Source organism: Nocardia sp. NRRL WC-3656 (assembly GCF_000720265.1).
GTDB lineage: Bacteria > Actinomycetota > Actinomycetes > Mycobacteriales > Mycobacteriaceae > Nocardia > Nocardia nova.
Genome location: NZ_JOJF01000013.1, coordinates 86,599 through 100,291, shown reverse-complemented (window position 1 = coordinate 100,291; position 13,693 = coordinate 86,599). Strand labels below are relative to the sequence as shown.

Sequence of the window (13,693 nt, the reverse complement as noted above, 5' to 3'; positions counted from 1 at the left end):
CGGATCGATAACGCACACTGGAGGCGTGACCGCCGAACTGTTCGTTCTGCTCATCGTCGTCGTCACGGCTCTCGTTTTCGACTTCACCAACGGCTTCCACGACACCGCCAACGCCATGGCGACCTCGATCGCCACCGGCGCCCTGCGCCCGCGCGCCGCGGTACTGCTGTCCGGCGGGCTGAATCTGATCGGTGCCTTCCTCAGTGTCGAGGTGGCCGCCACCGTCGCCGAGGGCATCGTGCGACTGGACGAGGTGGGCGGTGCGGACCTGCTCGCCATCGTCTTCGCCGGGCTCGTCGGCGGGATCCTGTGGAATCTGCTCACCTGGCTCTTCGGCCTGCCCTCCAGCTCCTCACACGCCCTGTTCGGCGGCTTGATCGGCGCCACCGTCGCCGCGCTCGGCTGGAGCGGGGTGATCTGGTCGGCCGGGCAGAAGGGCGTGCTCACCAAGATCATCGTGCCCGCGGTGCTGGCGCCCGTGGTCGCGGCACTGGTCGCCTCGATCGGCACCTGGCTGGTGTACCGGATCACCCGCAGCAGTGATCAGCGGATCGTGAACCGCAGTTTCCGATGGGGCCAGATCGGCTCGGCCTCGTTGGTGTCGCTGGCCCACGGCACCAACGACGCGCAGAAGACCATGGGCATCATCTTCCTGGCGCTCATCGCCTACGGGTCCGCACAACCCAGCGACCCGCTGCCGCTGTGGGTGATCGTGGCGTGTGCGGTGGCCATCGCCGCCGGCACCTCGCTGGGCGGCTGGCGCATCATCCGAACCCTCGGCAAGGGCCTGGTCGACATCACCCCGCCGCAGGGCCTGGCGGCCGAATCCACCAGTGCCGCGATCATTCTCACCTCGGCGCATTTCGGGTTGCCGCTGTCGACCACGCAGACGGTGACGGGCGCCATCCTGGGTACCGGCATGGGCCGTCCGGGCGCCGAGGTGCGCTGGTCGGTGCTCGGGCGCATGGTGGTGGCCTGGGTGTTCACCCTGCCGCTGGCCGGGCTGGCGGGTGCGATCTGCTGGGCGCTGGCGCATCTGATCGGCGGACTGCCCGGCGTGCTGATCGTCTTCGCCCTTCTGATCGCGACGGCCGGCCTGATCTACCTGCGCTCGCGCCGGACCCCGGTGCACGCCGCGAACGTGAACGAGCAGTGGACGAGCCTGCCGGGGGCCGACGGCACCGGACCGGCCGTCGAATCCCGGTCCGCCGCCCCCGAGCAGACCGTGGGTACCGCCGATTCGGGGCCCGCCGATTCGGGCGCCGCCGACTCCGGTGACACGACCTCCCCCTCCGGCGACTCACGCGCCGCCCATCGCGCCGCAAGGAACTTCTGATGCAGACCCTGATCGACGATCTGACCGAGCTGTGGCGAGTCACCGCCGCCGCCTTGATCTTCGGGGCCGGATTGCCGGCGATCTTCGCGCTCGGGGTGCGGCTGCATTCGATCGCGGGAGATGCGCCACAACCGGATTCCACCCGCCGGCGTGCGGCTGCGGCCTGCGCGGGGTTGTGTTATGCGGTGGTATTGCTGACCGTCATCGCCGGAGTGTTGTTCGTTGCCAGAGGTTTTCTGGCCGCCCGACTCGGCATCCATCTGTTCGGTCAGGGCTGAGCTGCCGCGCGGCGCCGCCCCGATCGTCGAAAGGACATACGTGACCACCGAATCCGCATCGCCACAGCAACCCGAATCGAACGACGCCGCGCCGTCGGTTCTGCAGAAGGTGCTGGGCTGGCTGCGCGCCGGATATCCGCAGGGTGTGCCCCAATCGGACTATGTCGCGCTGCTGGCCGTCCTGCATCGCCGGCTCACCGACTACGAGGTGCATCTGGTGGTCGAGGAGCTGGTGCGCGAACGCGCCGGCGACGACGAGATCGCCCAGGACGAGATCGAGGCGGCGATCGCCCGAGTTGCCAAGGAGCTGCCGGGCGAGGACGATATCGCTCGAGTGGCATCGCACCTGGCAGCGGGTGGTTGGCCGCTGGCGACACCGACGTCGGACTGACCTTCTCCCCTTATTCAGCGAAGGAAGTGCGGACCCGTTCACGGGTCATCGACCTCGACATGACACGATCGCGAACGTGAGCACCACCCTGCGGACCCTCCCCATGCCCACCGGAGCCGCGGTGGGTGACGTCTTGCCGCATCTGCGGGAAGCCTTGGAGGGCAGCGGTCCGGCGTGGCTGCCGATCCCCACCGGCGATCGCCGGGAATCCCATCGACTCTCCAGCGCACTGCGCCCGGGTGAGGAAATCGACGACGACGTGGCCCTCGTGGTCACCACCTCCGGCACCACCGGCGTCCCCAAGGGCGCGATGCTCACCGCGGCCGCCCTGCGCGCCAGCGGCGATGCCACCCACGAGCGGCTCGGCGGTCCGGGCCAGTGGCTGCTGGCGCTGCCCACCCATCACATCGCCGGGGTGCAGGTGCTGTTGCGCAGCATCCAGGCGGGCACCGAACCGGTGGTGCTGGACGTCTCGGGTGGTTTCCTGCCCGGGGGGCTGGCGACAGCGGTGTCCGGTATGACCGCGCCCCGGCGCTACACCTCACTGGTGCCGACCCAGCTCATCAAGGCACTCGACGATCCGGTCGGCGCACAGGCGCTCGCGGCGCTGGACGCGGTACTGGTCGGCGGCGCGGCGACACCGCAGCCGGTACTCGACCGGGCCCGCGCGGCCGGCATCAACGTGGTCCGCACCTACGGCATGAGCGAGACCTGCGGTGGCTGCGTCTACGAGGGCGTGCCGCTGGCGGGTGCGAAGGTGCGCATCGAGGACGGACGGGTACTGCTCGGCGGGACCATGCTGGCCAAGGGCTATCGCGGCATCCCCGACCACCCGGCGTTCGCCGAACCCGGTTGGTTCCGCACCGAGGACGCCGGCACCTTCGACAACGGCGTGTTGACCATCACCGGGCGCCTGGACGAGGCCATCATGACCGGTGGCCTGCTGGTGATCCCGCAGGTCGTCGAGGCCGTGCTCGCCACCCACCCGGCGATCAACGAGGTCGTGGTGCTGGGTCTGCCCGATCCGCGGCTGGGTCAGCGGGTGGCGGTGGCGGTGGTGCCCAATCCGGGCACGACCCCCACGCTGGACGAATTGCGCGCCCATGTGGTCGCTGAGCTCGACCCGATCGCCGCCCCGCGGGAGCTGGCGATCCTCGACGAGATCCCGATGCGCGGGCCCGGCAAACCGAATCGCGTGAAGCTGCGCGAGCACCTGCTGGAGCAGGCGACCCACTGACCGTGCCGCGGTGACATCGATCACCGCGCCGCAGCTCTGATCAACGCTTCCACCTGCGATGATGCCGCCACTTGCGTGGGCGGTGCGATACGCAAGCGGCCCGCGATCGCCCTTGCGCGACCGTGCAACAGCGGTGCAAGACGGGTGCAAGTCGGCACCCGCACAGTTGTGGCATGACTTCTTACGCACCTGCTGATGCACTCGCCATCGAGGCGGACGGGCTGGTCAAGGTCTTCGGGGAGCAGCGGGCCGTCGACGGCGTGAGCCTGGCGGTGCCGCAGGGCGCCGTCTACGGCGTGCTCGGCCCGAACGGGGCCGGCAAGACCACCACCATCCGCATGCTCGCGACCCTGCTGCGCCCCGACGGCGGCCGGGCCCGGATCTTCGGCCACGACGTCGTGGCCGAACCCACCGCGGTCCGCTCGCTGATCGGTGTCACCGGCCAGTACGCCTCGGTCGACGAAAAGCTCAGCGCCACCGAGAACCTGATCATCTTCTCCCGGCTGCTCGGGCTGAGCCGGTCGCAGGCCAAGCGCCGCGCCGCCGAACTGCTCGAGGAATTCGGGCTCACCGAGGCGGCGACCAAGGCTTTGGAGAACTTCTCCGGCGGTATGCGCCGGCGCCTGGATCTGGCCGCCAGCCTGATCGCGACGCCGCCGCTGCTGTTCCTCGACGAGCCGACCACCGGCCTGGATCCGCGCACTCGCGCGCAGATGTGGGAGACCATCCGGCGGCTCGTGCGCGAGGGCGCCACAGTGCTGCTCACCACGCAGTATCTGGACGAGGCCGACCAGCTCGCCGACCGCATCGCGGTGATCGACCACGGCAGGGTGATCGCCGATGGCACCTCCGACGAACTCAAGGGTTCGGTCGGGCAGTCCGCGCTGCAGATCACCGTGGCCGACCGCGATGCCATCGAACGGGCCCGCACCTTGATCGGCGAATTCCTCTCCCGCGCCGACGGCAAGCTCGTCGAGGCGAGCATCTCGCCCGAGGCCGGTCGCGTCACCGCCCCGCTCAGCGATCCGAGCGTGACCGCGGATCTGTTGATCCGGTTGCGCGACAACGATATCCGCGTCGACGAGATCACCGTCAGCAAGCCCAGCCTGGACGAGGTGTTCTTCGCCCTCACCGGCCACGCCGCCGAATCCGACGACGCCGATACCGATTCCGAGGGCACCGCGGCATGAGACCGGCCCCCGCCACGTTCCCGACTCCCCCGAAGGACATATCGTGACCACCACACTTCCCGCCCCCGCAACCGGCCGGCACGCCGCGGGCGCCGCGATTCCCGTTGCCAGCAACCGCATTTCACTGCGCCAGACCGTCGAGAACTCGCTCACCATGGCGTATCGCGGCATCCTCAAGATCAAGCACAATCCGGAACAGCTGTTCGACGTCACCGTGCAGCCGATCCTGTTCACCGCCCTGTTCGCCTACATCTTCGGCGGCGCCATCGGCGGCAGCGTGCAGGCCTACCTACCGGTGCTGATTCCGGGCATCCTGGTCCAGACGGTCGTACTCACCTCGGTCGTCACCGGCACCCAGCTGCGTGAGGATATGGACAAGGGCGTCTTCGACCGCTTCAAATCCCTTCCCATCGCCCGCGTTTCGGCACTGGCGGGCGCGCTGATCGCCGATATGGTGCGCTACGGCATCGCCACCGTCCTCACCATCGTGGTCGGCCTGATCCTGGGCTACCGGCCCGAGGGTGGCGTCGTCGGCGTGGTCGTCGCCGGTCTGGTCGTGGTGTTCTGCTCGTTCGCGGTCAGCTGGATCTGGGCGCTGGTCGGTGTCACCGGTAAGAGCGCCGCCTCGGTCCAGGGCATCTCGATGATGATCATGTTCCCGCTGACCTTCATGTCCGGAGCGTTCGCTCTGGTCAGCACCATGCCCGGCTGGATGCAGGGCATCAACAAGGCCAATCCCGTTTACTACATGGTGAATTCGTGCCGCGAGCTGATGAACGGCAACGTCTACAGCAGCAACCTGGCGTGGTGCCTGATCGGCTCGGCGGTCGTGATCGCGATCTTCGCCCCGCTGGCCATCCGGGCCTACATGCGCCGGGCGTGATCGAATCCACCACCACACTGTCCGCCGGTCGCGAAGGTGACCGGCGGACAGTGCTGTGGGCAGCCGTCGCCACCTCCCGCGGAGATCGCGCGACCGCCGCCTCAGGCGCCGAGCAGAGTTTCCAGTTCCGGCAGCATCGCGAGGATGCGCTGTGCGGCCGAACGGCGGTTGAGACTCGAGACCGCATCCTGTCCGGCATCGATCATCTCCGCACCGACGGTGGCCCGCGCCAGATCCAGATGCCGATTCCAGCGCATCGACGAATAGTCCTGGCGGCCGACAACTTTCATCGCCAGCGCCAACAGCGTCGCGCCGGTTTCCGGATCGGTACCGGTCCGGACCAGATAGGAACCGAGCGCACCGGCGGCGCCGCCGATCTGCGGAAGGTCGATGAACTGGGTGAGCCGCTCCCGCGCCACCCTGGCCACCTGACCGGGCAACTCCGGCACCTCGTGCACGGCGTCGTGGAGAATGTGGGCGTCGAGCACGGCGCTGGCGACGATGATGTCCCCCGGCCCCGGACCGGCCCCGGCATACGGCCAGTTGAACAGTTGCAGGCTGCGCCGGAACGTGCGCAGGCCGCGCTCGATATCACCTTCCGCCAGTTCGAGTTCCGCCATCCCGGCGACAACCGCACCCTTGCGGTGGTTCGGCTGCGTCACCGGTTCGTCCAATCCGACGCCGTCGTCGATGACGCCCAGCGCGTGTTCGAGTTCCCGCCGCGCATCGGCCAGCTGTCCGGCGCCGACCATGGAGACCGCGAGGAAGCTGCGCAGTTCCACGCTCTCCTCGAAGCAGCGCAACTCCTGCATCAGCTCCACCGCGCGACGGTAGTAGGCCACGGCCTCCTCGTACCGCGCCGCCTGCGAGGCCATCTGCCCGAGATGCTGGGAGCACATCGCGGTGCCCCAGACATCGCGTCCCTCGAGCAATGCGAGAGCCTGGCGCGCATCGCGGATCGACCCGGCGGTATAGCTGGCGTTCTCGCGCATATTGGCGCGCAGCAGGAAGGCGAGCGCACGGACGAGGTCGTCGCCGGAGCGGGTGCCCGCCGCCATCAAACGCACGCCGTAGGCGACATCGATTCGCGCGCAGAGCATGTCACCGAGATACCGGACGCCGGGCGTGAGATCGGCGGTGGCGAGCACGCGGCGGGCCCGGGAGCGGATCACCGCGAGGGGCCGCACTCCGGGCTCGCCGAAGGCCAGATGCATCGCCAGGAACACGTAACTCTGCAATTCCAGATCGGCCTCGATCCGAGTGCGCGGCCCCTCGGGCGGCGGCACCGGCACGATGCGGGGCGCCCAGCTCATCAGCTCCATATGCGCGCCACGCATTACCCAGAGCATGGCGACGGGCGCGAAAACCGAGAACACCGTACGGGAATCGGCGTTTTCCACGGCGTGGCGCAGCACCGCCAGCAGGTTGTCGAGTTCGGCGGCCAGCGACAGCACCGTGCGGACCTGATCCGGCCCGTCGTAGTTCAGTGCCGTGTGGTGCGCGAATTGCCTTGCCCAGCAGCACATCCGATCCATCACCAGATCGGCCTCGCCGGTCGCGAGCAGCTGTTCCTCACCGAATTCCCGCACCGTCTCGAGCATGCGGTACCGAGTGGCTACCATCTCGTCGTCGGCCAGCACGGTGAGTAGCGACTGGCTCACCAGCCCGTCCACAGCGGCCACCGCGTCGATCGAATCCGGGCCCGCGACCACGGATTCGGCTGCCTCCAAGGAGAATCCGGCGGGAAAGCGGCACAGCCGCCGCAGTGCCAGCCGCTGTTCGGGCTCGAGCAGATTCCAGCTCCACTCGATCACCGCGTGCAGGGTGCGGTGGCGTTCGGGTGAACTGCGGTCACCGGAACGCAGTAGGGCGAAGCGGTGTTCGAGCCGGCTCTCGATCTCCTCCACGCTCATGGTCCGCACCCGCGCCGCGGCCAGTTCGATGGCCAGCGGCAGCCCGTCCAGGGTGCGGCACAAGCGCGCGACGACCGCCGGATCCAGCCTCGCCGAGGGTCGCACCGCCCGGGCCCGGCTGACGAACAGCTCGGTGGCCGGGGAGCCCTGCGCGTCGATCGCCAAGGGCGGCAACGGATATACCGTCTCGGCGGTGATCGCCAGCGGCGCCCGGCTGGTGGTCACCACCGTCAGATGTTCACAACTGCCGACCAGGTCGGCGACCACCTCGGCGGCCGCGTCGATGAGATGTTCACAGTTGTCCAGGATCAACAGGACGGGACGCAGCGACAGCGCCTCCCGCAACCGGCGCCGGCCGTCGATGGTCTGGTTGCGGCGCAACACATTCGCTTCGCGGGAGTATTCGTTGACACCGAGGACCGCCCCGATGGCCGCTTCGATCTCCGCGCACGTCGCGGCGCGGCGCTCACCGGGGTCGCCGTCGGAAGCGGCACGCAGCGAGGCCAATTCGACCAGCGCCACCGCCTGCTTGCCCGCGATCCGCGTGCCCAGCTCGTTGGCGACGCGAGTCTTGCCGGTGCCGCCCGGACCGAGCACGGTGGTCACCCGGAACTCCTGGGCGAGCTTCTCCAGTGCCACCAGATCGCCGTCGCGGCCGAGCAGCGGATTGGGGGCCGCGCGCAAGCCGAGCGCCGTATTCGGAGGCGCGGCAGCGGTTTCCGGAAGCCCGTACGGTTCCGGTGACAGCGCGTGCTGGGCGGTGGACACCCGCTGTGTCGCGGAGGTGGCCTGCCCCGATTGCGGCTGCACCGCCGTATGGTCGCCGCGCAGAATCGCGGTGTTCAACGCCACGAGCGCCGGACCGGGGTCCGCACCCAATTCCTCACCCAGTCGCGTCCGCAGTCCGGCGAAGACCTCCAAGGCCTCGTTCGCGCGTCCGTCGCCGGCCAGCAAGCGCATCAGGGTGGCATGCGCGGGCTCGTCGAGCGGTTCGGCCGCGGCCGCCCGCCGCGCCACCCGCAACGCACCGCCGAGATCGCCGGCGGCCTCCCGTGCCGCCAGTTCCACGGTGTCCAGCGCCGACCAGCGCGCGGCCGCGAATTCGTGCAGCTCGTCGGCGACGGGACCGGGCGGCAGATCAGCGCCGGGTTCGCCCCGCCACAGCGCGCGTGCCCGCTGCACCAGGCCGAGGCATCCGGCGGTATCGCCGCGCTCGAACCGCAGCTGCGCCTCCCGTTCCAGGCCGCGGGCCAGGCTCAGGTCGACCTGCTCCTCGGCCAGCAGCAGCCGATACCCCGCCGGGCCGATTTCCAGTGCCCCCTCCGGCAAGACGGATCGCAATCTCGATACCTGCGTATGCAGGGCGTTCATCGGTGCGCGCGGCGGCTGCTCGCCCCAGACGTCGTCGATCAGCGCCTGGGCGCTGCGGCTGCGGCCGGGATGCACCGCCAGTGCGGCGATCAGCAATCGCGCCCGGGCGCCGGGCACCGCGACGAGATCCGTGTCACGGCGCAGCGCGACCTCCCCCAGAAGCGCCACGCGAACGCCCGGCTCGGGCAGCCTTTCGTCCCGGCCGCTGCTGTCCGGTCGGGTGTGCGTCGTCCCGGCATCCGGACGGGCGGAGCGCGATGTCGACCCGGAGCCGCTGTGATCAGGAAACATGCCGTCGCAATCGTATGTGACCGGTCGAATGAATATCGGGCGCTGCGCCGGGGCCGACCGCTCCCCGGGCCGCGTTACGTCGTGCAGTTTACTCCGATATATCGCAATAATGTTATCGACAGGGTCCGGCAGTGATGCTGCGCTGACACTGCGCCGCCGCCTCCGGGCTACCACCATTAGGCTGCCGGATATGGCTAGTGCAGCACAATGGCTCGAAGGCGCCCGCCCGCGGACGCTGCCCAATGCGATCGCCCCGGTCCTCGTCGGCACCGGCGCGGCCGCGTCGCTGGACGCCGCGGTGTGGTGGAAGGCCCTGTTGAGCCTGCTGGTTTCGCTGGCTCTGATCATCGGCGTCAACTACGCCAACGACTATTCCGACGGCATTCGCGGCACCGACGACGAGCGCGTGGGCCCGCTGCGACTGGTCGGTTCCGGTCTGGCGAGTCCGGCCGCGGTGCGCGGCGCGGCGATCGCCTGCCTGAGCGTGGGCGCGATCTTCGGGTTGATCCTGGTGATCACCACCGCGTGGTGGCTGCTGCTGATCGGCGCGGCCTGTCTGGCCGGCGCCTGGTTCTACACCGGCGGCAGTAAACCCTACGGCTACAGCGGTTTCGGTGAGATCGCCGTCTTCGTCTTCTTCGGCTTGGTCGCGGTGCTGGGCACCGAATTCGTCCAGGCCGAACGGCTCGACTGGGCCGGACTGGTCGGCGCGATCGCGGTCGGCGCGTTCTCCAGCGCGGTGCTGGTCACCAACAACCTGCGCGACATCCCCACCGATTCGGTGACCGGCAAGACCACCCTCGCCGTCAAACTGGGCGACACCCGCACCCGCACACTGCATCTGGTGCTGATGGTGGTGCCGTTCGTGGCCTCGCTGCTGCTGGTGCTGCGCACCCCGTGGGCCCTGGTGGGCCTGCTGGCGATACCGCTCGCCGTCCGATCCAACGCCCCGGTGCGCGGTGGGCAGCAGGGACCGGGATTGATCCCCTCACTGCGCGATACCGGTTTGGCGATGCTGGGCTGGTCCCTGCTCACCGCACTGGCGCTCGGCCTCGGCTGACGAACGGCCGCACCGCAGCGTCAGTCCCGGCCGCCCTCGGGAACCAAGACGCCGAGCACCCAGTTGACGAGGGTCACGATGACGGCACCGAAGACCGCCGCCCAGAAGCCGTCGACCCTCAGCCCGTAATCGGTTGTTTCGGTGATCTTGGCGGTCAGCCACAGCATGAGGGCGTTGATCACCAGCAGGAACAGCCCGAGCGTGACGATCACCAGCGGTAGCGACAGCAATTTCACGATCGGCTTGATCAGCGCATTGACCAGTCCGAAGACGATCGCGACGCAGACCACGACGAGAATCTTGCCGCCGGTGCCCGCATCGGGCGGATCCTTCAATTCGATACCGCCGACCCAGGCCGCCGCGAGCCAGATCGCGAGGGCGTTGATCGCCAAACGGAGCAGAAGTGCCATGCCGCAATGCTAACGGCGGACGGGGCGGGTTACCGGTCACGCGCTGCGACCCCTCCCCGCCCCTGACGACGGGTGCGCTCGCCCCTCACGCCGCGCGGTCGAGCATCTCCTGGACCGCGCCGCGCACGCGTTCCATCCCTTCGTTCCCGCCCAGCAGTTCTCGCGTGGCCGGGTTGGGCGCGCGCAGGATGCCGAGCAGTACGTGCCCCGCCTCGATGCGATCGTCACCGCGGGAGATCGCCTCGCGCAGTGACAATTCCAGCGTCTTCTTGGCCTCGCGGGTGAAAGGGATGTGACCGAAGCTCATTCCGCCGCCGAACCGGAAACGCCCGCGGCCCTTGTCCGGAACCGGCACGGCCTCGTCGAAGGCGCCCTCGCCGAAGGTGGCCTGCACACTGTCTCGCACCGCGTCCAGATCGATGCCGATCGACTTCAGCGCGGCCGCGTCCTCCTCACCCAGCGGTTCCTCCGTCCGCACCCGGCTCGGCAGCGCGCGCCGAATCGCTTCGGCGGTGATGCCGTTGTCCTCCAGCACTTGTCGCAGCTGGTCGTCGGCGCAGGTCGCGAGCCCCAGCAGCAGATGTTCGACATCGATACTGGGCGAACGCAATTCACGCGCTTCCTCCTGCGCGTCCACGACGGCGGAGCGCGCCGTCTTGGCAAATCTCTCGAACATCAGCGGATTCCGCCTTTCCGGTTGTACTTCTGATGGACCGCCTGCCGACTGACCTCGAGCGCCTCGGCGATGGCTTGCCAGGACCAGCCCTGCTTACGGGCATTGGCCACCTGGATCGCCTCGAGCCGCTCGAGCAATCGCCGCAGCGCGAGCACCGCCCGCAGCCCGACCTGGGGGTCGGGACTGCCCGCGGCGGCCGCCAGCGTTGTCGCTTCACTCATGTACGTCAATTTACGTTGACATCGCGGGCGCGTCAATCAAAATTGACATCAGGCATGTTCACCCGCGGCGAACGGTGAGGAAGCGATTCCGCGGCTCAGGCGGTCCAGATACCCGTGGCGGTGAATTCGTCGAGAATCGCGTGCGAATCGGTGAGGTCCAGCCCCTGCCCCGCGACCCACTCGTCGTTGAAATACGTTCCGGCATAACGATCTCCGCCGTCGCACAGCAGCGTCACCACGCTGCCCTCGCGGCCGGCGGCGATCATCTCGGCGACGAGGGCGAACGCACCCCACAGATTGGTTCCGGTGGACCCGCCCACCCGCCTGCCGAGCACGTCACTGGCGTGGCGGCAGGCGGCGATCGAGGCGGCGTCGGGTACCTCGATCATCCGGTCGACCACATCGCCGATGAACGAAGGTTCCACCCGCGGGCGGCCGATTCCCTCGATCCGCGACGGCATACCGGTCTGATATCCCGAGTCGGCGACCTCGTATCCGCCGTAGAACGCCGAATTCTCCGGATCGACCACGGCCAGCCGGGTGGCGTGGCGGCGGTAGCGGATATACCGGCCGATGGTCGCACTGGTACCGCCGGTACCCGCACCGACCACCACCCAGTCCGGCACCGGGTGGGTCTCCAAAATCATTTGCTGATAGATGGATTCGGCGATGTTGTTGTTACCGCGCCAGTCGGTGGCCCGTTCGGCATAGGTGAACTGGTCCATGTAATGGCCGTCGGACTCGGCGGCCAGGCGCACGGCCTCGGCATAGATATCGGGCGCGCAGTCGACGAAATGGCATCGGCCGCCCTGCGCCTCGATCAGGGCGATCTTCTCCGGCGAGGTCTTCGTCGGCACCACCGACACGAAGTCCAGGCCGAGCAGTTTCGCGAAATAGGCCTCGCTGATCGCCGTCGATCCCGAGGACGCCTCGACGATGGTCGTCCCCTCGCGCACCCAGCCGTTGCAGATCGCGTAGAGAAACAGCGAACGCGCCAGCCGATGTTTCAAGCTGCCGGTCGGATGTGTGGACTCGTCCTTGAGATACAGCCGCACACTCCACTCGGGCGGCAGCGGATACCGCAGCAGATGGGTGTCGGCGCTGCGCTGCGCATCGGCCTCGATCAGCCGCACCGCATTGTCGACCCACTCCCGCGAAGTACTGCGATCGCAGTACTTCACCGCAGTACCCGCTCGCTCACTGCGCCTCCCGTGCCATGCGGGACACCCGCACCCGGTCGGCGCAGCGAGCCGCTACGCGATTGTCGCTCACTGCGCCTCCTGTGCCATGCGGGACACCCGCACCCGGTCGGCGCAGCGAGCCGCTACGCGATTGTCGCTCACTGCGCCTCCTCGCCGCGCAGGCGAGCTCGCAGGTTCGCTTTGTCGTTGCGGCGCTTCTCGTCGACCGCCGCGATGTCCTCGTTCACGCGCGCCCGCAGCCGCTTGAACAGCACCAGCGACAGCGGCATCGCCACGACCAACGCGAACAGCAGCGCGACGATCAGCGGGATGTCGACGTTCACCACGTGCGCCACCACCAGGATGATGGCGGCGATCACGGCGACGAGAGCCAGCCGGGCCAGGGTGTACAGCGCCAGATTGCGCGCGAGCCGCCGACCCGCCGAGGCCGGGGCCCGATCGCTCGCGGCGTCGTCGGATCGGGATGCTTCACTCACACGACCAGGGTAGGCGACGCCGCCACACCCGTTCCGACCTGCCCGGGTACCACCGAATTCGATCGCCGGATATTCGCCGAGGCAACGAACCCAGCCGTACGTATATCCGTTTTGTCTATTACTTCCCCTTTACCAACGTTAGATCGTTCGAACACCTGGGGGTCCGGGTGCAACGATGTCGCTATCTGATGAGGGATCTGTCGATTACGGAAAGGTTTGCGAATGACTGCGATCACCGCGGCGAGCCGCACGTTGGGTTCCGTCAACGGCCAGGAGGCCCTCCTGACCCCGGGCCAGGTGGCGGCGCTGTTCCACGTCGATCCGAAAACGGTCACTCGATGGGCACACGCCGGGCGGCTGGGTTCGCTGCGCACCCCGGGCGGACATCGCCGTTTCCGTGAGTCCGAAGTAATGCAGCTGCTGAAGTCGCTGACCACCGAGGCAACCCGCCCCTGAGCCGACAGGACCGCCCATTCCGGCGGTCACAGTGCGACAGGTACGCGCACGGGATTACCCTCGATGTCAGGAGGTGAGCGACGTGGCGTACCTGTTGGCACTCATCGCGGTCGTGGCTGTCGCGGTGCTGTGCTGGAAAGCGTTCGGACCGGAGCATGCGCCCCGGATCGGCATCGGACGAGGACCCGAGAAGAGACGTCGAGTCGTGGGTCCCGATGACGATCCCGAATTCCTGTGGCGGATCTCCCGCCAACGTCGCGACGGCGATTCCGGCTCGGATCACTGACGCGCATATCGTCACC

15 protein-coding genes are annotated in these 13,693 nt (G+C 68.5%); 9 read left to right on the top strand and 6 right to left on the bottom strand.

The window, feature by feature from the left end; all coding sequences use genetic code 11:
- Nucleotides 1-25: 25 nt before the first annotated feature.
- The 6 genes from IG65_RS0118815 (at nucleotide 26) to IG65_RS0118790 (ending at nucleotide 5,315) form a co-directional block, all read left to right on the top strand.
- The gene (locus IG65_RS0118815) at nucleotides 26-1,336 is read left to right on the top strand and encodes an inorganic phosphate transporter (protein WP_051756444.1); all 1,311 of its coding nucleotides are present in this window, start codon (nucleotides 26-28) and stop codon (nucleotides 1,334-1,336) included.
- Nucleotides 1,336-1,614 carry a hypothetical protein gene (locus IG65_RS0118810; protein ID WP_030516243.1) on the top strand — a complete coding sequence of 93 codons (279 nt, stop codon included), beginning with the start codon at nucleotides 1,336-1,338 and terminating at the stop codon, nucleotides 1,612-1,614. The genes IG65_RS0118815 and IG65_RS0118810 overlap by 1 nt, the downstream gene beginning before the upstream one ends.
- A 40-nt stretch (nucleotides 1,615-1,654) precedes the next feature.
- On the top strand, nucleotides 1,655-2,005 hold the full coding sequence (locus IG65_RS0118805; RefSeq protein ID WP_081879581.1) for a DUF3349 domain-containing protein: 351 nt from the start codon (nucleotides 1,655-1,657) through the stop codon (nucleotides 2,003-2,005).
- 103 nt (nucleotides 2,006-2,108) lie between these two features.
- Complete coding sequence (gene menE, locus IG65_RS0118800) at nucleotides 2,109-3,242, top strand: o-succinylbenzoate--CoA ligase (RefSeq protein WP_030516241.1); 1,134 nt, start codon at nucleotides 2,109-2,111, stop codon at nucleotides 3,240-3,242.
- 173 nt (nucleotides 3,243-3,415) lie between these two features.
- The gene (locus tag IG65_RS0118795) at nucleotides 3,416-4,432 is read left to right on the top strand and encodes a daunorubicin resistance protein DrrA family ABC transporter ATP-binding protein (protein ID WP_030516240.1); all 1,017 of its coding nucleotides are present in this window, start codon (nucleotides 3,416-3,418) and stop codon (nucleotides 4,430-4,432) included.
- A gap of 43 nt (nucleotides 4,433-4,475) precedes the next feature.
- Complete coding sequence (locus IG65_RS0118790) at nucleotides 4,476-5,315, top strand: ABC transporter permease (RefSeq protein WP_030516239.1); 840 nt, start codon at nucleotides 4,476-4,478, stop codon at nucleotides 5,313-5,315.
- 101 nt (nucleotides 5,316-5,416) lie between these two features.
- On the opposite strand, the gene IG65_RS0118785 is transcribed toward IG65_RS0118790, so the two are convergent.
- Nucleotides 5,417-8,767, bottom strand: a complete 3,351-nt coding sequence (locus IG65_RS0118785) for a BTAD domain-containing putative transcriptional regulator (protein WP_231509284.1) — start codon at nucleotides 8,765-8,767, stop codon at nucleotides 5,417-5,419.
- A 313-nt stretch (nucleotides 8,768-9,080) separates the two neighbouring features.
- Here IG65_RS0118785 and IG65_RS0118780 point away from each other — a divergent pair, with 313 nt between their 5' ends.
- The gene (locus IG65_RS0118780; RefSeq protein WP_030516237.1) at nucleotides 9,081-9,950 is read left to right on the top strand and encodes a 1,4-dihydroxy-2-naphthoate polyprenyltransferase; all 870 of its coding nucleotides are present in this window, start codon (nucleotides 9,081-9,083) and stop codon (nucleotides 9,948-9,950) included.
- A 20-nt stretch (nucleotides 9,951-9,970) separates the two neighbouring features.
- On the opposite strand, the gene IG65_RS0118775 is transcribed toward IG65_RS0118780, so the two are convergent.
- From IG65_RS0118775 to IG65_RS0118755, 5 genes are all read right to left on the bottom strand, one after another.
- Nucleotides 9,971-10,360: a phage holin family protein gene (locus IG65_RS0118775; RefSeq protein ID WP_030516236.1), complete on the bottom strand. Its 390-nt coding sequence runs from the start codon at nucleotides 10,358-10,360 to the stop codon at nucleotides 9,971-9,973.
- Between the two features lie 85 nt (nucleotides 10,361-10,445).
- Nucleotides 10,446-11,036, bottom strand: coding sequence for a Clp protease N-terminal domain-containing protein (locus IG65_RS0118770; RefSeq protein ID WP_030516235.1), 591 nt, complete (start codon nucleotides 11,034-11,036; stop codon nucleotides 10,446-10,448).
- Complete coding sequence (locus IG65_RS0118765) at nucleotides 11,036-11,257, bottom strand: helix-turn-helix domain-containing protein (protein ID WP_030516234.1); 222 nt, start codon at nucleotides 11,255-11,257, stop codon at nucleotides 11,036-11,038. The genes IG65_RS0118770 and IG65_RS0118765 overlap by 1 nt, the downstream gene beginning before the upstream one ends.
- A gap of 95 nt (nucleotides 11,258-11,352) precedes the next feature.
- On the bottom strand, nucleotides 11,353-12,438 hold the full coding sequence (locus IG65_RS0118760; RefSeq protein ID WP_030516233.1) for a PLP-dependent cysteine synthase family protein: 1,086 nt from the start codon (nucleotides 12,436-12,438) through the stop codon (nucleotides 11,353-11,355).
- A 158-nt stretch (nucleotides 12,439-12,596) separates the two neighbouring features.
- Nucleotides 12,597-12,935 carry a DUF4229 domain-containing protein gene (locus IG65_RS0118755; RefSeq protein ID WP_030516232.1) on the bottom strand — a complete coding sequence of 113 codons (339 nt, stop codon included), beginning with the start codon at nucleotides 12,933-12,935 and terminating at the stop codon, nucleotides 12,597-12,599.
- Between the two features lie 222 nt (nucleotides 12,936-13,157).
- Between IG65_RS0118755 and IG65_RS0118750 the strand changes: the two genes are divergently transcribed.
- Together IG65_RS0118750 and IG65_RS0118745 are read left to right on the top strand one after the other, a co-directional pair.
- Nucleotides 13,158-13,391 carry a BldC family transcriptional regulator gene (locus IG65_RS0118750; RefSeq protein WP_051025198.1) on the top strand — a complete coding sequence of 78 codons (234 nt, stop codon included), beginning with the start codon at nucleotides 13,158-13,160 and terminating at the stop codon, nucleotides 13,389-13,391.
- An 82-nt stretch (nucleotides 13,392-13,473) separates the two neighbouring features.
- Nucleotides 13,474-13,677 (top strand): hypothetical protein, encoded by a 204-nt coding sequence (locus IG65_RS0118745; protein WP_030516230.1) that lies wholly within the window; start codon nucleotides 13,474-13,476, stop codon nucleotides 13,675-13,677.
- Nucleotides 13,678-13,693: the final 16 nt, after the last annotated feature.